Source organism: Lentzea sp. DG1S-22 (assembly GCF_036321065.1).
In the GTDB taxonomy this organism is placed as follows: domain Bacteria; phylum Actinomycetota; class Actinomycetes; order Mycobacteriales; family Pseudonocardiaceae; genus Lentzea; species Lentzea jiangxiensis.
The window spans coordinates 1,950,737-1,969,878 of record NZ_CP143276.1 but is presented as its reverse complement, the minus strand read 5'-3'; the positions used below and the strand labels follow the sequence as shown (position 1 = coordinate 1,969,878).

18 protein-coding genes and 1 pseudogene are annotated in these 19,142 nt (G+C 71.1%); 7 read left to right on the top strand and 12 right to left on the bottom strand.

What is annotated here, in order from left to right:
* Positions 1-3: 3 nt before the first annotated feature.
* The 7 genes from V1227_RS08690 to V1227_RS08660 all read right to left on the bottom strand — a co-directional run bounded on the left by V1227_RS08690 (position 4) and on the right by V1227_RS08660 (position 8,120).
* Positions 4-975: an NAD-dependent epimerase/dehydratase family protein gene (locus V1227_RS08690; RefSeq protein WP_329791993.1), complete on the bottom strand. Its 972-nt coding sequence runs from the start codon at positions 973-975 to the stop codon at positions 4-6.
* A gap of 2 nt (positions 976-977) precedes the next feature.
* On the bottom strand, positions 978-2,204 hold the full coding sequence (locus tag V1227_RS08685) for a class I SAM-dependent methyltransferase (protein WP_329791992.1): 1,227 nt from the start codon (positions 2,202-2,204) through the stop codon (positions 978-980).
* Positions 2,205-2,248: 44 nt separating this feature from the next.
* A complete protein-coding gene (locus V1227_RS08680; RefSeq protein WP_329793983.1) occupies positions 2,249-2,446 on the bottom strand; it encodes a helix-turn-helix domain-containing protein in 198 nt (65 codons plus the stop codon).
* 11 nt (positions 2,447-2,457) lie between these two features.
* Positions 2,458-4,971: an AAA family ATPase gene (locus tag V1227_RS08675; RefSeq protein WP_329791991.1), complete on the bottom strand. Its 2,514-nt coding sequence runs from the start codon at positions 4,969-4,971 to the stop codon at positions 2,458-2,460.
* Between the two features lie 594 nt (positions 4,972-5,565).
* Positions 5,566-5,823 (bottom strand): hypothetical protein, encoded by a 258-nt coding sequence (locus V1227_RS08670; RefSeq protein ID WP_329791990.1) that lies wholly within the window; start codon positions 5,821-5,823, stop codon positions 5,566-5,568.
* A 367-nt stretch (positions 5,824-6,190) separates the two neighbouring features.
* Complete coding sequence (locus V1227_RS08665; protein ID WP_236223812.1) at positions 6,191-6,580, bottom strand: HPF/RaiA family ribosome-associated protein; 390 nt, start codon at positions 6,578-6,580, stop codon at positions 6,191-6,193.
* 97 nt (positions 6,581-6,677) lie between these two features.
* Positions 6,678-8,120: an alpha/beta hydrolase family protein gene (locus tag V1227_RS08660; RefSeq protein ID WP_329791989.1), complete on the bottom strand. Its 1,443-nt coding sequence runs from the start codon at positions 8,118-8,120 to the stop codon at positions 6,678-6,680.
* A 208-nt stretch (positions 8,121-8,328) separates the two neighbouring features.
* Here V1227_RS08660 and V1227_RS08655 point away from each other — a divergent pair, with 208 nt between their 5' ends.
* Entirely contained in the window at positions 8,329-9,438 is a 1,110-nt protein-coding gene (locus V1227_RS08655) for a sensor histidine kinase (protein ID WP_329791988.1), read from the top strand.
* Positions 9,435-10,097, top strand: a complete 663-nt coding sequence (locus tag V1227_RS08650) for a response regulator transcription factor (protein ID WP_329791987.1) — start codon at positions 9,435-9,437, stop codon at positions 10,095-10,097. The genes V1227_RS08655 and V1227_RS08650 overlap by 4 nt, the downstream gene beginning before the upstream one ends.
* A gap of 22 nt (positions 10,098-10,119) precedes the next feature.
* On the opposite strand, the gene V1227_RS08645 is transcribed toward V1227_RS08650, so the two are convergent.
* The 3 genes from V1227_RS08645 to V1227_RS08635 all read right to left on the bottom strand — a co-directional run bounded on the left by V1227_RS08645 (position 10,120) and on the right by V1227_RS08635 (position 12,346).
* On the bottom strand, positions 10,120-11,139 hold the full coding sequence (locus V1227_RS08645) for an NAD(P)-dependent alcohol dehydrogenase (RefSeq protein WP_329791986.1): 1,020 nt from the start codon (positions 11,137-11,139) through the stop codon (positions 10,120-10,122).
* A gap of 89 nt (positions 11,140-11,228) precedes the next feature.
* Positions 11,229-11,840 (bottom strand): TetR/AcrR family transcriptional regulator, encoded by a 612-nt coding sequence (locus V1227_RS08640; protein WP_329791985.1) that lies wholly within the window; start codon positions 11,838-11,840, stop codon positions 11,229-11,231.
* A 41-nt stretch (positions 11,841-11,881) separates the two neighbouring features.
* Positions 11,882-12,346, bottom strand: coding sequence for a nuclear transport factor 2 family protein (locus V1227_RS08635; RefSeq protein WP_329791984.1), 465 nt, complete (start codon positions 12,344-12,346; stop codon positions 11,882-11,884).
* Between the two features lie 303 nt (positions 12,347-12,649).
* Here V1227_RS08635 and V1227_RS08630 point away from each other — a divergent pair.
* A pseudogene (locus tag V1227_RS08630) lies at positions 12,650-12,853 on the top strand (cold-shock protein); the annotation flags it as partial.
* 30 nt (positions 12,854-12,883) lie between these two features.
* Positions 12,884-13,588, top strand: a complete 705-nt coding sequence (locus V1227_RS08620) for a cold shock domain-containing protein (protein ID WP_442916523.1) — start codon at positions 12,884-12,886, stop codon at positions 13,586-13,588.
* A 473-nt stretch (positions 13,589-14,061) separates the two neighbouring features.
* Here the strand turns inward: V1227_RS08620 and V1227_RS08615 are convergent, their stop codons facing one another.
* Positions 14,062-15,237 carry an MFS transporter gene (locus V1227_RS08615; protein ID WP_329791983.1) on the bottom strand — a complete coding sequence of 392 codons (1,176 nt, stop codon included), beginning with the start codon at positions 15,235-15,237 and terminating at the stop codon, positions 14,062-14,064.
* Positions 15,234-15,431: a hypothetical protein gene (locus V1227_RS08610; protein ID WP_329791982.1), complete on the bottom strand. Its 198-nt coding sequence runs from the start codon at positions 15,429-15,431 to the stop codon at positions 15,234-15,236. The genes V1227_RS08615 and V1227_RS08610 overlap by 4 nt, the downstream gene beginning before the upstream one ends.
* Positions 15,432-15,770: 339 nt before the next feature.
* On the opposite strand from V1227_RS08610, the gene V1227_RS08605 reads away from it, so the two are divergent.
* The 3 genes from V1227_RS08605 (at position 15,771) to V1227_RS08595 (ending at position 19,130) form a co-directional block, all read left to right on the top strand.
* Positions 15,771-17,351, top strand: coding sequence for an MFS transporter (locus tag V1227_RS08605; protein WP_329791981.1), 1,581 nt, complete (start codon positions 15,771-15,773; stop codon positions 17,349-17,351).
* The gene (locus tag V1227_RS08600; protein ID WP_329791980.1) at positions 17,351-18,433 is read left to right on the top strand and encodes a DEAD/DEAH box helicase; all 1,083 of its coding nucleotides are present in this window, start codon (positions 17,351-17,353) and stop codon (positions 18,431-18,433) included. The genes V1227_RS08605 and V1227_RS08600 overlap by 1 nt, the downstream gene beginning before the upstream one ends.
* 67 nt (positions 18,434-18,500) lie before the next feature.
* The gene (locus tag V1227_RS08595; protein ID WP_329791979.1) at positions 18,501-19,130 is read left to right on the top strand and encodes a hypothetical protein; all 630 of its coding nucleotides are present in this window, start codon (positions 18,501-18,503) and stop codon (positions 19,128-19,130) included.
* The last annotated feature ends 12 nt before the right edge of the window (positions 19,131-19,142 follow it).

Below are 19,142 nucleotides of genomic sequence, written 5' to 3'. Positions count from 1 at the left end.
CCCCTATCCGTGCTTAGGGGTGCTCGGCAGCGCACTATCCACTGAGGACTGGAGAAGGTGGGCGACGGTTCTGGACACCGCGTCGGCCAGTGGAACCCGGGCCCGCCACCCGGTGACCAGGGTGAAGCCGGCCGGGTCGGCCACGAGGCTGCGGAAGTCCGACGCGGTGGCGTACGGCGGTGGCGGCACCGACCGCACCGGCACGGCCGGGCGACCGGTCAGCTCCGCGGCGGTGGCGGCGACGAGCTCGAACAGCGCGCGCACCTCGACCCCGGCGCCCGAGCCGACGAGCCACGCCCGTCCGGCCAGCCGGTCGGGGTGCGCCACGGCCGCCGCGAACGCCTCGGCGACGTCCTCGACGAACACCAGGTCGCGTTGCACGTCCCCGCCTCCCCACACGGTCAGCGGCTCGCCCGAGAGCGCGCGCCGCGCCATCGCGGTCACCACGCCCCGGTCCGGGGAGCCGGTGGAGGGGCCGAACACCGTGGGCAGCCTCAGGGAGCAGCCGCCCGCATCGAGGACGAGCCGTTCGGCGGCGCACTTCTGCCGGTCGTACTCCGACTCGGGGTGGTCGGTCTCGGTGCCCTCGATCCGTTCCGGCGCACCCGGCCCCACCTGGGAGGTGGAGCCGGCGAACACGACGGTTCCGCGAGCCGCGTCCACCGCCTCGGCGACGATGCCGACGTTGACCCTGGCGGCGTCGGCCGCGCCGCCGTCGGCGACCCGCCAGGTGCCGCTGCCGGTGAACAGCACCAGCGGTAGCACCACGTCCGCGCCCGCGACCGCGGCGGCCACCGCGCCGGGCTCGGTGAGGTCGGCCGCGACGACCTCGGCCGGGAACGGCGGCACGCCGGGATCGCGTGCCACCACCCGTACCCGCGCGCCCCGCGCCGCCAGCCGTGCGGACACCGCGGAACCCACGAACCCCGAGCCGCCGAGCACCGCGACGAGCGTGCCGGCCAGTTCCCCCGCCACGCTCACACCACGTGGACGTCGGGCACGTACAGGATCCACTTGCCGCCCGCCTCGCGGAAAGCCTGCTCCTTCGCCATGATCTCCGCGGCGTGGTTCCAGGCGAACAGCAGCGCGTAACCGGGGTAGGGGTCGGCGAAGGCGGCCGGCGGGCGCACCGGGATGCCCGAGCCGGGCGCCAGCCTGTGCTGCTTGGCGGGCGTGGTGTCGCTGATGAACTCGACCAGGTCCGGTCCGATGCCGCAGAGGTTCGTGACGGTGGCGCTCTTCGCGGTCGCGCCGTAGCCGACGACCCGCTCTCCCTTCGCCTTCAGGTCCTGCAGCAGCGCCAGGAGGTCGGTGCGGATCGTGCGCACCCGGTCTCCGAACCCGTCGAGGACGGCGCGGTCGTGCAGGCCGCGCGCCAGCTCCTCGGCGAGCAGGGCGGCGACGGCCGCGGAGGGCGTGCGCGCACCGGGCAGGGCCAGGGTGTAGCGGACCTCACCGCCGTGCACCGGCAGGCGTTCGACGTCGACCAGCTCCAGGCCGTGCCGACGGGCCATGGCGTCCACGGAGGTGGCGCTGAACAGGAAGAAGTGCTCGTCGTAGATCTGGTCGAACGAGGTCTGCTCGACGATGTCGCCGAGGTAGGGATCCTCGAACACGAACGCCCCACCGGGCTTGAGCAGCGCCACGACGCCGCGCAGGATCGAGTCCGCGTAAGGGATGTGGCAGAACGTGTTCGCGGCGTACACGAGGTCGGCCGGACCGTCCTGGTCGCGGATGGACAGCGCGGTGGACTCCTCGAAGAAGTCCTTGCGGACCCGCACGCCCGCCTGGGCGGCCAGGTCGGCGACGGCACCGGACGGTTCGACGCCCAGGTGCCGCACGCCCGCCTCCGCGACGGTGCGCAACATGGTGCCGTCGTTGCAGCCCAGCTCGACCACGAGCGGGTCCTCGCCCGCCAGCTCGGTGCTCAGGAACCGCTCGGCCAGGGCGCGGAAGTGCTCGCGCATCACCGCGGACCCCTGGGACAGGTAGGGGTAGTCCTGGTGGAACATCTTCTCCCTGGGCACCTCTTCCATCAGCTGCACCATCGCGCAGTCCGCGCACGCGCCCACGGCGAGGCGGTAGGTGAACTCGACGGAGGTGTCCTCGGGCAGCCGGAACGCGTCGGACAGCGGCTGGGAACCGAGGTCGAGGAACTCGGTGACCGTCCCGGCGCAGACGCGGCAGGGGGACTGGTTGGGCATCGGCGGGTTCTTTCTGCTCGGTCTGCTCGGGGGTGGTGCGGAGGTCAGCCCCGTGCTTCGAAGGCACGAGGGGCGGCGCCGGTCCGTGGGGACAGGCGGTGCGGCAGGTCCGCCCGGCTGCGCATGCCGAGCTTGCGGTAGACCCTGGTGAGGTGTTGCTCGACGGTGCTGACGGTGATGTAGAGGAGGCCGCTGATCTCGCGGTTGGTGTGGCCCTTCGCGGCGAGCTCGGCGACGCGCAGCTCCGACTCGCTCAGGACCGATCGCCCGTCACCGGCGTCGCCGTCCCCCGGTCGACCGGGAGGGGCAGCGCGTCGGAGCAGGACGCCTTGGTCTCGGCCACCGCGATCCGGGACAGCCCGCGGGCCTCGCCGTGCTCGCCAGCGGTGCCGAGCGCTTCACCGAGGTCGGACAGGGCGCGGGCCAACTCGACCCGGTCACCCGCCCGCCGCAGGTGCCGCACGGCCTCGCGCAGCAGCGCGGGTCGCTCGGCGGGCTCGCCCGCGGCGGCGAGCACCCGCAGCGCCGCGCCGCGGGTGCGGCGGTCCCCGGCCGGCAGCAGCATCTGCTCGCTGATCAGCTCGCGAGCCGCCTCCGTGCGGCCGAGGGTGAGGTTGGCCTGGGCGAGGCCGCAGCGCCACGGCGCGAGCACCGGCAGGTCGACGCGCCACTCCCGCATCCGGGTGCCGCAGTTCTGGAAGTCGCTGATGGCCGCGAGCACCCGCCCGACGGCGAGGTTGCCGTTGCCGCGGGCGTGCAGGTAGCGCAGGCCGGCGGCGGTGGCGAACATGGCGTCGGGCACGCGCAGTCGCATCACGTCGGCGATCACGCGGTGCCGGCCCAGCGCGGTGTTGGCCTCCAGCAGCACGGCCAGCGGGTACCCGATGGACAGGCCCCAGCCCTGGTGCGGCAGCAGGGCGAGCGCGGTTTCGGCGCGTGCGGCGGCCACCACCACCTCTCCGCGCCGCAGGTCGATGTCGGCTCGGACGACTTCCAGGATCGCCTGCCAGGTCACCGCGCCACCGCGGACGGCCTCGGCGGTGAGCCGGTCGCACCACCGCTCGGCCCGGTCGGGGTGACCGCTGTGCACCAGGATCAGCAGGGCGGTGAGCACGACCTCCAGCGACATGTCGCCGATCCGGCAGCTCCGCAGGATGTGCTCGGCGCTGGCGATGGCGTCGGGGTGGAACTCGGCGGTCCAGAAGGTGCCGATGGCCTGAGCCGCGGCCACCCACGGGTCCGCGTCAGCCACCACGTCGGCGGCGACGGCGGTCGCCGAATCGAGGCCGTGGAACCACTGGCAGACGATCCGCAACTCGGCCGCGCTCTGCGCGTCGAGCATGCCGGGGTTCTGGTCGAGCACGGCGAGCGCGCGCACGGCCGTGGCCTCGTCCCCGATCCACAGCGCGTGGTGCACGACGGTCATGGCGTCCCGGCCGCGCAGTTCGCCCGCCCACATCGCCTCGTGCAAGGGGTCCATGTGCACGACGGCGGCGGCCGGGTTGACCCGCCACAGCGCCCGGACCAGGACGCTGGTGACGCCCAGCCGCTCGTCCGGCTCGACCACGGGCAGCGCGGGTTCCAGGTAGCGCACGGCCGCTGCCACGTCGTCACCCATCAGCGCCTGTTCGGCGGCGATGCGCAGCACGGCGACCGGCCAGCCCGAGGTGATCCGGTCGGCGGCCACGAGGTGGTCGGCCACCACGGCCGCCGCCGCGCCGCGCTGGTAGAGCAGTTCCGCGGCGCGGGCGCGCAGCCGCACCCGTTCGGTGCCCGGCGTGCTGTCGAGAACCGCAGCCTCCATTCCCCGGTGGCGGAAACGACCGTCGAGGAGGAGGCCGGCGGCGGTGAGCACGTCGACCGCCTGCTCAACGGCCTCCGGCGTGGTGCCGGCCAGCCGGCCGAGCAGGACCGGGGTGCGCTCCTCGCCGAGCACGGCGATGGCGCGCGCGACCTCGAGCAGCCCCGCCTCCCAGCGGTGCAGGCACTCCAGCACCGCGCGCTTGAACGCGGGACCGACCTGGTCGGGACCGGTGTCGTGGCCGGCCTCGAAGTCTTCGACCAGGGCTCGGACCAGCATGGGGTTGCCGCCGCTGAGGGCGTGCCAGGCAGGCGCGAGCGCCTCGGGATCGGGCACCCGGTCGCGCAGCAGTTCGGCGATGCCGCACACCGACAGCGGTGCGAGCCGGATGCGGTGGTGCGGCCGCCGGGTCAGCTCGGCGTGGAACAGCGGCAGCGTCGGCTGCGGCTGCTGCCACTCGGCGAGCACGACGACCACCCGCCCGGTCCTCATCCGCCGCCGCAGGTAGAGGATGAACTGCAGCGAGGAGCTGTCGGCGAATTGCACGTCGTCCACGCACAACACGACCGGGCGTTCCCGCGACAATTCGAGAAGAATTTGACACAATTCGTGCACGGGTCGCACGTAAGAATGGTGGATTCCCCGCACGTCCGCTCCGGAGTCGTTCGCGGCCGCAGCGATCGGTGTGATGAGGTGGGAAACGCGGTCCGCTATTTCCGGCGGCAGTCCGGCGCCGTGGAACAACTGGTCGATGACGCCTGCCTGCAGCGGTCGCTCGGCCGGTGAGCCGGTCGCGGTCAGCAACAACGCCCCCGAGGCGGCGGCGTGCCGCTGGAACCGCTGGAGCAGTTCGGTCTTCCCGCAGGCCAAACCCCCGCTGACCAGCGCGAGCCTGCCCGCGCCCGCCGAGCACTCTGCGAGCAGGCCGACCAGTTCAACGAGCGCATCACCATGGTCCGTCGGCACCAACCGTCCAGTTCCCTCCAGCATGGCCACCGATGGTCTTTCCACTACCGCGCACCCCCAGGTGGACGTTTTATAGCACGGCTTCCCGACTTGTCGAGAGCATCTGGCACCACTTCCCTGGAGCGGCGGTCAAACGTCTTCCTGCCGCTTCATGCGGCTATTTGAATTACGAATACGAATTTGGTCGGCTGCGTCTCAACAGGTGCCGAACGGGTCAACCGGTTCGGCCGAATCGCCGACGCCGAACCGCGGGTGCGCGATGTCGGAACGCCCCGTAGCACAGCCCGGGCGGCGCATCATCGTGTTGATCGAATCCGTATCGCAACCGTAGCCGCGCCTCCACGGCGGCGGCCGGCCACCGCCGTGCCGCGTGCAGGACCGGTCCCGGCGACGTCCGGTGCGTCCGAGCTGCGACCGGGATCCGCGACCGGCCGCGGTCGACGGGTTATGGGCCGATGGAGGTCAAATGACATGGGTAACCGATACATCGCGGGAACGGTGAATCTTTCCCGTAAACCGGACATAACACCGATACGCAGATTCGAGTGTGGACGCTCGAGTCCGCCGTTTCGTGCACCCGTGACGTGCGATCGATCATGTCGTCGCGGCGGCGGCAGCGCCTTTCCGTCCACAAAGGTTTTCCGCGAGCATTGCTCTCGCAACGATCTTGAGGACGAGGCGGGCGTACTTCGTGTCCGAGGCCAGGTCGATCACCAGGTCGGAGAACCTCGTCAGCGCGTGCCAGGAACGGACGGTGCCAGGCGTCGACGCCGTCCTGTTCGAGCGCGCACCGCTTCGGAGCACGAACTCCTGCAACGCCTCGATGACCGCGGTGCAGGTGGTGGCCTGCACGCCAGCCGGCGCCTATGGGTAGTCGGTACCACCGCACACCCAACCCGCGCATGGTCACCCAGGCCGTCCGCAACCTGCTCATGGTCCACGAGGACACCGGACAACTTGTGCCGATCCGGGACCTCAGCCGCCACCGCGATCGCGGGGATCACCCTCCCGCTCAACCAGTGTGGAGGCGGTGTCCGGCACGCGCAGCGCCGAGCCGGTCCAAGGGCGAGCCGGCGGAGGACGGCGCCGGCGCCCTCCGCCCCGATGGTGCCGTAGGACCGTTCCGCTCGCGCGGACTTCGTTCCGCGCGAGCGGCACTGGCCGGGGTACACCCGACCCGAGGTCCGGTCGATGAGGCCTATGGCGCCATACCGCAGTGTCAGGCCCGGGGCTCGTCCTCGATCGCGCCGACCAGCTCCGGGTCTTCCGGAGCGGGCATGTGGCGGATGCTGTCACTGCCCTTGTGGTCGTGGGCGCGGGTGTAGCGGGAATCCAGCACCCTTCCCAGCTTGTGGGCCGCCCCGGTGTACGCGTCGTCCACAGTGGTCGCGTGGTGGGTGACCGCGACCGGCTGCTTTCCTCCGGGCCGCGCCTCGATGACGCACTTCTTGTCCTCCGGCTTGCTGCCCCCGTCCTCGCTGAGGTGCACTTCCACGCGGGTCAGCCATCCGCTGAACCGGGACAGGCTGCTCTCCAGGTCGGTGGTCACATAGGTGGCCAGTCGTTCGCCACCGTGGATGTTGTGGTCGGTGTTGACCTGGATCTGCATGAGCACCCTCCGGAACGAGTAACAAAATGGTCTTGGTCGATACCACGGGAGCGGCCGGTTCAAACGCTGCCATCGGCTCGTTCCAAACCTGAGCCGGTCAGCGGCCGTTGCCCAGGTGGAACACGCTGAGCTCGCCGTAGGCGGACAGGGTGCCTGCCAGGTCAGTGGATCCGTTGCGCAGAACGGAATCCAGGAACGTCAGAGCGACTGCGGCGACGACACGTGGGCTCTCGGCGCGGCCCAGCGAGCCGACCACCGAGGGCACCGGCGGCAGGTACAGGGGGCCGTCCGTGAAGGTGAGGTGCGCGGCGCCGGGGATGGTGAGCCGGTAGTTGGTCGCCGTGCCGCGCGCGAGCACCTCGGTGAGCTGAGGCAGGTAGCGAGGATCGGTGTCCGGGGTGATGGCTTGGGTGAGCGCGAGCGTCGGCCGGCCGAGGTCGGGCGACAGGGGACCGCGAGGATAGCCGTCCAGGTCGATGACGGCGTCGAACCGGTGGTCCCGCCTGGCCGCCTGCAGCGCGGCGGCACCACCCATGGAGTGACCGGTCGCGGTGACCCGGCCGATGTCCAGGCGCCCGGCCAGCGCGTCGGCGCCGTCACCTCGGTCGAGACCCTCCAGCCGGGTCAGCGCGAAGCCGAGGTCGGCGGCCCGGATCGCCGTCCAACCGGCGCCCAGCCTGTCGTCCTCGTCCCGGTCGCCGGTGGAGACGGTCGCGGTGGTGATCGTCCTGCCGTCGGCGAGCACGACGGCGGCGGAGTCGTACAGGTGGTCGAGCGCGGCCACCACGTAGCCGTGGGAGGCGAGTTGCTCAGCCCACGCGGTGTTCTGGGTGCGCACTCCGCCGGATCCCGGGGAGAACAGCACGATCGGGAACCGTTCTCCCGCACCGGCCACCGGGGCGTCCGGAATCGCGTGGGTGCGGGCGCGCGGCAGGCCGTCGAGGAGGAAACCCGGCAAGCCGACCCCGCGGGCCAGTGCTTCGGAGACGGTGCGCGCTTCGTCCTCGGTGCGTCCGAGGTACTGGGCACGTGCCACGTCCGCCGAACTGTCCCGCGCGGGGTACCAGAGTTGCGCCACGACCGTGCGCCGGTCCAGCGGATCGGCGGTGAAGGTCTCCGGGCGGTCCGGGTCGGTCCACTGCAGCACGCGGGTGCCGACCGCGAAGCCACCGGACGGTTCCGGGAAGACGGGGACGGGAAAAGCCCACGCCGTCACGGGGCCTGTGGTGATCAGGCAGGCGCACGCCAGCGATCCCGGCAACGCCAGCCACCAGCGGACCCGCCGAGCACGGTCTCGCACCAGCGGGGAGAAGGCGAACGGCGCCGCGACGGCCGCTCCCGCCAGCACCGGCAGCAGCTGCCAGCGGATCCCCGTCACGCCCAGCGAGATCGCGGACAGCAGGAACACCGCCCCCGCCGCGACGGTGACGCGCGGGCGGGCAGCGGCGGGCAGCCAGCGCGCCACCACCAGCGCGACGGCACTGAGCAACGCCAGGACTTCCAACGGGGACAGGTTCAGTCCCGTGATGATCTCGGTCACCCGGCCATGGTCGGTGCCGGACCCGCGCGACCGCATCGCTCGCCGGGCGCGATCCCGGTGCCGTCTCCAGTGGCAGTCGGGCACCTGAATCGGCGGCCGGACTACGACCACGGGAGGTGTCGGGACCCCTACCGCGGTCGCAATCCGACTCGCCGGCGTCAGACGGCAGGCTCATGTACGCGGCGGGCCGTCGGCCTACGATCGCCGTGTGACTACCGAGCGGCGCTGGGCGTCCCGGCTGCCGCCGGCGGTGTGGGACGCGCTGCTGCCGGCGCTTCTCCTGCTGCACGTCCTGACCATGTGGCCGCCTGCGGAGCTACCGGTGGCCGCCGCGCTCACCGCCGCACTCGCGCTGCCCCTCCTGTGGCGGCGCCGGGCCCCGCTCACGGTGTTCGGTGTGGTGGCGACCGCGGCCCTCGTCCAGTGGCTGGTGGACGTCCAGCTACCCGCGGACATCGCACTGCTGGTGGCGCTCCACGCGGTGGCCGCGAATTCGGGCAGGCGCGTCACACTCGTCGCCGCCACCGTCGTGGAGATCGGGGCCGTTCTGGCCTGCCTGCGCTGGGCGACGGAGGGCGCGTTCCTGACCCCGTTCGCCGCGCTCACCGCGATGGTCGTCGCCGCGACTGTTCTCGGCGTGAACGACCGGGCCACCCGTGCCTACCTGAAAGCCGTGCGAGGACGGGCCGTCGCCGAGGAAAGAGCCAGGATCACCAGGGAGATGCACGACATCGTCACCCACAACCTGTCCGTCATGGTCGCGCTCACCGACGCGGCCGTCCACGCGCAGCACCGGTCGCCCGCCAAAGCCACCGCCGCCATGCTCCAGGTCGCCGAAACAGGCAGGCAGGCACTGACCGACATGCGGCGCTCGCTCGGCGTCCTGCGCACCGACGAACCGGACGCGGCGCGCCACCCGCTGCCCGGCATCGCGCAACTGGAAACCCTCGCGGCCCGGATGCGCACCGCCGGGCTCCCGACCGCCCTCGACGTCGACGGCGGCTACACGCACGTCCCCGCCACCGCGCAGCTGACCGTCTACCGCCTGGTGCAGGAAGCCTTGACCAACACCCTCAAGCACACACCCACCGGTACACAGGCGGAGGTCCGGATCGAGTGCGCCGCCGAGACCGTCACCGTCGCCGTCACGGACACCGGCCCGCCGACTTCCCCCGTCGCCTCCTCCGGCCACGGCATCACCGGCATGCGCGAACGTTCGGCCGGCTACGGAGGGACGGTGCTGGCCGGACCGCTTCCCGGCGGCGGCTGGGGAGTGCACACCCGCCTCGTCTTCGGCGGCGCGGCGGCGTCCGCATGACGATCCGCGTCCTGATCGCCGACGACGAGGCGCTGCTGCGCATGGCGTTCAGCATGATCCTGGAGGCGCAGCCGGACCTGGCACCGGTCGGCGAGGCCGAGGACGGCGCCACCGCCGTCCGCCTCGCCGCCGACCTGCGCCCCGATGTCGTCCTCATGGACGTCCGCATGCCGGGAACCGACGGAATCGAGGCGACCGGGGAGATCGTCCGGACCTGTCCGCGGACCAGGGTGCTGATCCTCACCACCTTCGACCTCGAGGAGTACGCCTTCGCCGGGCTCAAAGCCGGAGCCTCGGGCTTCCTGCTGAAGAACACCAGGCCCGAGGAACTGCTCACCGCGATCCGCACCGTGGCCGCGGGCGACGCGGTGGTTTCCCCGCGCATCACCCGCCGCCTGCTGGACAAGCTCCGCCCGCACATCCCCGGTGCCGCCGCCACCGCCCGCGACGGGATGCTGAGCAGGCTCAGCGCCCGGGAACGCGAGGTGCTCGTCCAGGTGGGCTCCGGCCTGTCCAACGCCGAGATCGCTGCCACCCTGCACCTCGCGGAGGCGACCGTGAAGTCCCACCTGGGCCGGATCCTGCACAAGCTCGAGCTCCGCGACCGGATCCAGGCCGTGATCTTCGCCTACGAAAGCCGTCTCATCCATCCGGCGTGACCACAGGACGGACCGGACTGCCTCAGGTGAAGTCGACGACGGCGCGATAGCGCACGTTTCCCCCGCGAACCCGGTCGAGCGCCTGGTCGAAGTCGGTCAGCGGGAACATCTCCACTTCGGGCCGGATGGCATGGCGAGCCGCGAAGTCGAGCATCTGCCGGGTCTCCGCCACCGTCCCGACGATGCCTCCCACGATCTCCTTCGCCTCGGACACCAATCCCAGGGCCGACACCGAGATGGGCCGTTCCGGCACCCCCGCGACGCAGAGACGGCCTCGAGGACTCAGGATTCCGAGGTAGTCGTCCCAGGGCAGGTCGCCGGAGACGGTGGACAGCACGAAGTCGAACGAGCCGGCAGCCGCCCGCAGGGCTCCCGGCTCCCGGGAGGCGATGAAGCCGGTGGCGCCGAAGCGTTCGGCGTCGGTTTGCTTGTCCTTGGTGGTCGAGATGGCGGTGACCTCGCAACCCCACTTGTTCAGGAACTGGAGGGCGAGGTGGCCGAGTCCGCCGATGCCGACGACAGCGACGCGGTGCGTCGGAAGTACCCGGTTGGCGATCAGCGGTGAGAACACCGTGGTGCCGGCGCACATCAGCGGTGCGGCGTGTTCGGACGGCATCGAGTCGGGGATCGGGTAGACGTGCCGCCAATCGCTCGCCCTGACGTGGTGGGCGAAGCCGCCGCGGTCGCCGCGGAGCACCAAAGCGTCGCGGAGCGGGCACAGGTTGGTGCGCCCGCTGATGCACGACTCGCACCGGAAGCACGACCCGGCGAGCGCGCCGACGCCGACGCGCTGCCCGATCGGCAACGCCGCCTCGTCGACGGCGGCGCCGATGGCGACCACCTCGCCCACGACCTCATGCCCGGCCACGGCCGGGAACCGGGCAAGGCCCCACTCGTCGTCGATGGCGGCGAGATCGGTGTGGCAGATGCCGCCGTGGGTCACGCGCACGTCGACTTCGTTGGGCCCCAACGGTCCTGACTCGTACTCGTAGGGCTGCAAGGCGCCGCCGGCGGTGCGGGCCGCGTAGGCGATGACCTTCATGGTGAAGTCCTCTCAGGACAGGTGAGGGCGGTCGATCACCCGTGCGGTGATCGACGGAACTGGCGCGGATACTGCCCGCGGAGCCGGGATCAGCCCTGTTCGCGGGTGATCGCAGCGAGGACGACGTGCTGCACCGCGCGGACGGTCGCGGAAAGTGCGTCCGGGTTCCTGCTGATCCGGTGGATGCCGGCGCGCATGGTGCCGGTCAGGAGATCGACGGTGAGCGAGACGTCGTCGACTCCACGGAACTCGCCGGCGTTGATGCCGTCGCGGACGACGTTCTCCACTTCGGCCACAAGGGTGGTGAACGGGTTCTCCGGCCCTGCCGGGAGATCGGCGACCAGCGGTGTGGAGTTCGGGAGGAACATCAGGCGCATGGCGTGGTTCGTGGAGGCCGACAGGATCGCTTCGATGATCGTCCGCATCCTGTCGGCAGCCGGGTCCGCGGAGCGTGCGGCGATCGCGGACACCTGGTGCGCCAGCGGACGGCTGGCTCGCCGGGCCAGTTCGAGGACCAGCGCGCGCTTGTCGCCGGCGTAGTTGTAGAGGGTGTTGCGCGCGAGTCCTGCCTGCGCGGCGATGTGGCCCATGGTGATGGAGTCGTAGTCGCGTTCGAGCAGCAGGTGCCGCATCGCCTCGGTGAGGTCGGCCCACACCATCTCGTGGTGTTCCTCGATGGTGGCGGCTTTGATCCGCGGCATCCGGCCGTTCTCCTCAGGAGTCCGCGGGGACAGGTCTCGTCCTACGCCGTCGGCACGGCGTCCGGCAGCCGAGGCTGGTTCTCCTGGTGAATCGCGGTCAGCTTGACGTGCGTGAGCCGCCAGCCGTTCGGCGTGCGGATCGCCTCGTTGTCGTAGAAGCCGACCACCAGCCACGGACCGACGCCGTCGGCGGTGAACTCCTCCGGCAGCCAGTGCTCGGCGCGGACATGGGCGTGGATCCTGGCCTTGTCGCCGTCGATCTCGATGACATGACCGGTGATGGCGTGGTGCGTCGCCTTGAACGGCGCGAAGCTCGCACGGAGGACCTCCATGTACTGGCCCAGGGCGATCGTCAGGGGCGGAGTCCCCGTGACGGAGGAGAAGTCGAGCGTCACCTCGTCGGTGTAGACCCGGCCGGGCAGCGCGTCGAACTCCTTCAGATCTGCGATGTCGGCGTAGTGGCTCATCACTTCGATGAGCTCGGCGCGATCGTTCAGCGTGGTCATGTCTGTCCTCGTTCTCTCATGGTGCCGCTGCATCCGAGGTGTCGGTGCATGTTTGCGACGATCCGTCGCAAACATTACGACAGATCGTCGTAAACAGCAACCCGGCGGTCGGCGCTTGATCAACGAGTGCGAATCTGCGGAGGCCTGAGGCGCTGGTCAGACCACCAGGCATGAGTTTTGGCACCCCACACGTCCGCTTCGGCGGTGTACTCACGGCGGGGCTGCCGCGCGTCGGGATCAGGATGCACAGACGGCGCCTGGGACACTGGACCCCCAACCACCCCGTGAGACCAGGAGTGCACTGTGCAGCAGGGAACCGTCCGCTGGTACGACCTCGAGCGCGGCTTCGGCTTCCTCGCCCCCGATGACGGCAGCGCCGACATCTTCGTGCACGTCTCGCAGGTGCAGGGCGAGGGCGCGGCCCGGGGGCTGCGCGAGGGCCAGACGGTGGAGTTCGAGACCGGTGAGGGACCCCGCGGTCCGCAGGCGCTGCACGTCGTTGTCACCGGGGACACCGCGCCCGACGCGACCCTGGGCGTGCTCGCCACCGTCTCCTGGTACGAGCCGGCCAAGGGCTACGGGTTCGCCGCGCCGGACGGCGGGGGTGCGGAGGTGTTCGTACACTCCTCCTCCATCGTCACCGGGGGCGTCCTCGCTGCCGGGCAGCGGGTGGCCTTCATCGTGACCGCGGGGGAGAAGGGGCCGCAGGCCCAGCACCTGGTGCCGCTGAGCTTCGACGCCGGGGTCCGCAAGGCCCCTCTGGTCGCGGCCGACGACGGCGCCGACGGCTCCGTGCTGTGGTTCGACGAGGAGAAGTCGTTCGGCTTCGTGGCCGCCGACGACGGGGCGGGCGACGTGTTCCTGCACGAGCGCGCCCTGGTCGACGACCGATATCTGCCGATGGAGGGTGACCGGGTCTCGTTCACCACGGTCACCGTGGACCAGGGTCGCCAGGCGCGCGAGGTGCGGTTCGTGGCGGCCGGCGAGCCGGTGGAGGCCGCCGCGGCGCCCAGCCAGGCCCGTTCGGCCGCCCGGCCCGCGGCCCGCGCCGGCGACGGCACGGTGGCCCGCTACGACGCCGACCGCGGCTTCGGCTTCATCACCCCCGACGCGGGCGGGCCCGACCTGTTCGTGCACGTCTCGGTGGTTTCCGGCGAGCCCCTGGTGGCCGGCGAGCGGGTGCGCTTCCGCATCCGGCAGAGCGACCGGGGCCCGCAGGCCGACTCCGTCGAGCGCGCCTGACCGCCCCGTCGGGCACCTGCGCCAGGCAGCGCGCAGGCGCCGATGACCTGCTCGGCGGCGGGCTGGAGTGCGACCGCACAGGTGGTCACCTCCAGCAGCGACCGCAGCGCAACCAGACGCGTGGTGGTGAAATCCTTCGCGCCTGCCACGGCCGCGTCTCGCCGAGAGCGACGCGCCAGACGCCGACGACGGTCACGAGTTGCACGGTGGCCGACGAGCAGGCCTGCAACCTGACGGCGATACGTCACAGATCCACCTGCAGCACGTACTGCGCGAGTACGAGCGGCACTACAACGAGCACCGCACCCACCGATCACTCGCCACCGCAGCACCCTTGAGAGCCCCGCTCCAATCTCTTGAGCCCGCCCAGGTCGAACGCCTCACCACAGACCATGCCGGACAACCGGATCACAGGTCCTGAGCGGTATCGCGCGGCGGAACGCCCCACCGCGCGATACCGCTCAGGCCCCCGTTCACCCGGCGTGGGACGCGGCGTCCGCCTCGGAGCGGCTGTCCTCGGCAGGCTCCGCGCCCCGTCCGGCCGGACGCAGGGCGTACACCAGCACGGCGGTGGCGACGAGTGCGATGACCATGATCCAGACCGCGCCGACGTGCATGGAGTGGATGAACGCGCGGTCTGCCGCCTCCGCGAGATCCGGTCGGCCGAGAGTGCCGGCGACGTGCCGGGCCTGCTCGGCCGACACCCGGACGCTGTCCTGCACCGCCTTCGGGACGTCACCCAGCGCGGGTTCGATCGCGTCCCGGTAGGCGATCGACATGATCGTGCCGCCCACCGCGATCCCGATCACGCTGCCGACTTGGCGCGCCGTGTTGGTGACGGCCGAACCGGCGCCGGAACGTTCCAGCGGCAGGCTGCTGATCAGCGCCCCGGTCACCGGGGCCAGCACCATGCCGACGGCGAGGCCCTGGACCATCAGCAGGACCTCGATCCACAGCAGCGGGGTGTCGAGGTCGAAAAAGCCGACGGCGCCCAGGCTGAGCGCCCCCACCGCGAGAGATGGCACGGCGACCGCGCGCAGTGACCACAGGCGGACCAGGCGGGCGCCCAGCGGTGCGCCCACGACGGCGCCGATCGCGACCGGCACGTTGGCCAGACCGGCCTTCATCGGCGAGAAGCCCAAGGCGCCCTGCAGGTAGAACGCGTTGTAGAACGTGACGGCGGCGACCGAGAAGAGCAGCAGCGACATGGACAGGTTGCCGCCGCCGAACATGCGCTGCGCGAGCAGGCGGGGGTCGAAGCTCGGTTCCCTGGTCCGCAGTTCGACGACCACGAACACGGCCAGCAGGGCGAGCCCGGCCGCGACCGGCGCCCAGACGTCCCAGCGTGTCCAGGCGTCCACCTGGCCCGCGCGGATCAGGCCGTAGGTCAGTGCCGAGAGGCCGCTGATCGACAACAGGATCCCGAACGGGTCCAGCGGTCGCACGGTGGGGCTGCGGAAATTGGGTACCAGCAGCACGATTCCGGCCAGCGCCACCACGACGACGGGCACGTTGACGAGGAAGACCGAGCCCCACCAGAAATGGCTGAGCAGAAGTCCCGCGAGCACCGGGCCCGCGGCCATGCCGACACCGGTCGACGTCGAAGAAATGGCGATCGCCGTTGCTCGATCCGGTCCGGTGAAGGTCACAGGAGGATGGCGAAGTTGGCGGGCATGATGAATGCGGCGCCGATGCCCATCGCGGCCCTGGCGGCGATCAGCTGGTTCGCGTCGCCCGCGTAGGCCGCCCACAACGAGGCGGCACCGAAGACCACCAGTCCCACCCGCTGGTCTTCGCCACCTTGATGTTCACCGCCGGCGCGCTGGAAGACAGCTTCGGCCACCGCAACGTGCTCGCGGAAAGCCGCGGTAGAACGCTCGGCTGGCTACAACGGCGCCTAACAGCGTGATCGGGGCAGCCGATCGGAGCGGCCGGCCGTTGCGCGAGCCTGCCGGAGGCATGAATTCCGTTGAGTCGCAACCCTCCGAAGAAAGGACATCAGTTGAAAGGCGAAGCGGTCCGGAGGCACACAATCGCACGGATGGCAAATCTTCCCGAGGGCATAATATTCGTTGCACCGCAACGGTTTTCGGCGATAAACCTTCAGCTTGACACTGTCTCACGCATTTCCTTACAGTCCAGTTTCGGTCAGGCTCTCGCCGATCCGCTATCGAAGGTGGTCATGACCACGCCTACAACGCTGCCCAAAGTCAAGCAGCGGTTGATTCTTGCCGTCCTCATGTTGTGCTCGGTGCTGATCTGGCTGGACAACACGATCCTGAGCACCGCGCTGGAAACCCTCGCGGACCCGGTGCGCGGGCTGGGAGCCGATCCCGGTGAGTTGCAGTGGGCCACCGGCGCGTACACGCTGGCTTTCGCCACGCTGATGTTCACCGCGGGGGCGCTGGGCGACAGGTTCGGGCACCGCACCGTGTTCTGCGGCGGACTGGTGGTCTTCGCGGGCTCGTCGCTGTGGGCGGCCTATGCGAGCGACGCGGGCCAGCTGATCGCGGCCAGGGCCGCCATGGGCGTCGGCAGTGCGCTGATCACGCCGGCCATGATGGCCATTCTCATGTGGACGTTCACCGGGGCGGCGCGGGCTGCCGCGATCGGTGTCTTCTCGACGTCGGCCGGTGTCGGCATGGCCGCGGGTCCGGTGCTCGCCGGATTCCTGCTCGACCATTTTTGGTGGGGCTCGGTCTTCCTGGTCAACGTTCCGGTCACGGTGGTGGCGCTGGCCGGGCTCCTGGTGCTGGTGCCTGATTTCCGCAGCCCCGTGGTGCGGCCGCTCGACCCCGCCGGAATGGTGTTGTCGGTCGCCGGACTCGTGGCGCTGGCCTACGGGCTGATCCGCGCCGGGCAGGTGGCCGAGTGGGGCCGCGCCGACGTTTGGGCGCCGATCGTCCTCGGCCTGGTGCTGGTGGGCTGCTTCGTCCTCGTCGAGTTGCGCGCCGAGGCGCCCAGCTTCGACCCGCGGTTGCTCGCGCAACGGGTGTTCGGCGGCGGCAACGTGGCGCTCGGCCTGCTGTTGTTCGGCGTGGCCGCCGTCACCTTCTACAACGCGTTCTACCTGCAGGGCGCGCTCGGGTACTCGCCGATGGAGGCGGGTCTCGCCAGCATCCCCACCGCGGTCGGCGCGCTCGTGGGAGCACCGCTCGCCACGCGCCTGGTCCGGCGCCTGTCGCTGCGTCTCGTCACCGTGCCGGCGATGACCGCGGCCGCGCTGACGATGGGCGGGTACGCGTTCCTCGGACTGGAGACCCCGCTCTTCTGGATCGAGGTCCTGTTGCTGGTGCAGGGACTCGCGATCGGCATCGTGATCGGGCCCGTCACGGCCGCGTTGATCAGCAACCTGTCGCTGGAGCAGGCCGGTGCCGGATCGGCCGTCACCAACACCGTGCGCCAGACCGGCAGCGTGCTCGGCATCGCCGTCGGCGGCACGATCCTGGCGATCGCGTACCGGGACGCGATCGAGCCCGCGCTCGCGGGCCTGCCCGGCCCGGTGCAGGACCAGGCGCGCGTCTCCGCCGAGCAGGCGCGCTACGTCGCCGAGGTCACCGGAGAGCCGGCGCTCGCCGAGGCAGCCGACGACGCGTTCATCGAGGCCATGCACCTCGGGGCGGGCTGGATCGCGGCCATCGCGCTCCTCGCGGCGGTCGTGCTGCTCTACACCCTGCCCGCCACCGCGAAGAAGAAGGAGGAGCCGGTCAGCGAGGAGATCCCCGGCTCCGAGGCCAGGGTCGCCGAGACGCCGCGAGTGTGATGAAGACCGAGACGACGACTTCGGTGCAGGTCGACAGCCAGGCGACGTACCTCCTCGACCGGCACATGTTCGCCCTTTGGACCTGGTCGAGCAGCGCGGTGGGGGAGGCGCCGCCCGTCGGGAACGTCCAGACGGTCGCGCTGGCCGTCCCGACCGGCGATCTCGCCGGGTTCGAGGTGTCCGAGATCGACTGCGCGCTGGTCGAGCCCGACCGGCTCGCCGGCACGACGCTCGACTCACCCGGCCAGTCGGTGGACGCCTGGCGGGCGCGGATCGCGGGCGGCGACCCGGTCCTGCCGATCGCCGGGCACGCCGTCCCCGACGCCAGCGGGGTCGCCGTGACGTCGGCCGAGCACGCGCTGGGGGTCTTCCGGCGCACCACCGCCGTCGCGGCCGAACTGCGCGGCACGCTGACCGCCGACCTGCGGCCGTACCAGGTTCGCGGTGTGAGCTGGTTGCGCGAGACGATCGACGTGCACGGCGGCGCGGTGCTCGCTGACGAGATGGGGCTCGGCAAGACGCTGCAGACGATCGGCTACCTCGTCGGGTGCGCCGACGAGGGCCCGCAGGTGGTGGTGTGTCCCACCTCGCTGGTCGGCAACTGGGCGCACGAGATCGCGCGGTTCGCGCCCGGCCTGCGGACGATGATCTGGCGCGGCGGGCCGCTGGAGCCGATGGGCGACAGGACGGTGGTGCTCACCGGTTACCCGACGCTGCGCCTGCGCGGCCCCGTGCTGATGGAGCACCGGTGGGCCACCGCGGTCTTCGACGAGGCCCAGGTGCTCAAGAACCCCTACACCCAGGTGTCGAAGGCCGCACGCACCATCGAGGCCGACGCGAAGATCGCGCTGACCGGAACGCCCGTCGAGAATCGTCTGGAGGAGCTGTGGGCACTGCTCAACCTGGTCGCCCCGCAGCTTTTCGGGCACAAGGCGCAGTTCCGCCGTCGTTTCATCCGGCCGATCGCCGACGGTTCCCTCGCCGCCGCCACCCGCCTGCGCGGGGTGATCGAGCCGGTCGTGCTGATGCGGAAGAAGTCCCACACGCGGCGAGATCGCGGGTGCGCCACAGGAATCTGTTGACCACGCCCAGCCCCCGGCCAGCGCGCAAGGCAAGCGCTTTCCAGTGGTGATGAGGAGATCAACGACGATGAAACCACGCAAACCACCCCGCAGACGCGCCCACCTCGGTCTGGTCCCCGTGCTGACGGGCGCCCTGGCCGCCGCCGGCCCACCGCAGGCCGCGGGGCAGGAGGCGGACGTCCGGCCCGTCACGGTCCGCCCCGACCCGTCCTACCAGCAGCCGGCGTTCGAGGGCTGGGGCACGAGCCTGGTGTGGTTCGCCAACATCACCGGCGGCTACCCGGACGAAATCCGCAACCACCTGGCCGACCTGCTCTTCGGCGAGGACGGGCTGCGGCTCAACATCACCCGCTACAACATCGGCGGCGTGAACGCGCTGGACGTCCGCAAGGACTACATGAAGGTCGGCGCGACGATGGAGGGCTTCTGGCGCGCGCCGGAAGGCACCACCCGCGAGGACGTGGACTGGTGGGATCCGGACAACCCGGAGCACTGGGACTGGGGCGCCGACGCGAACCAGCGGTGGTGGATCGACCGGATCAAGGACAGGGTTGACACCTGGGAGGCGTTCAGCAACTCGCCGCCGTGGTTCCAGACGGTCAGCGGGTACGTGTCGGGCGGGCTCGACCCCAGCGCCGACCAGATCCGCGCCGACCAGATCCGCGCCGACCGGGTGGACGACTTCGCCAGACCCTGACAACCGTTCGAC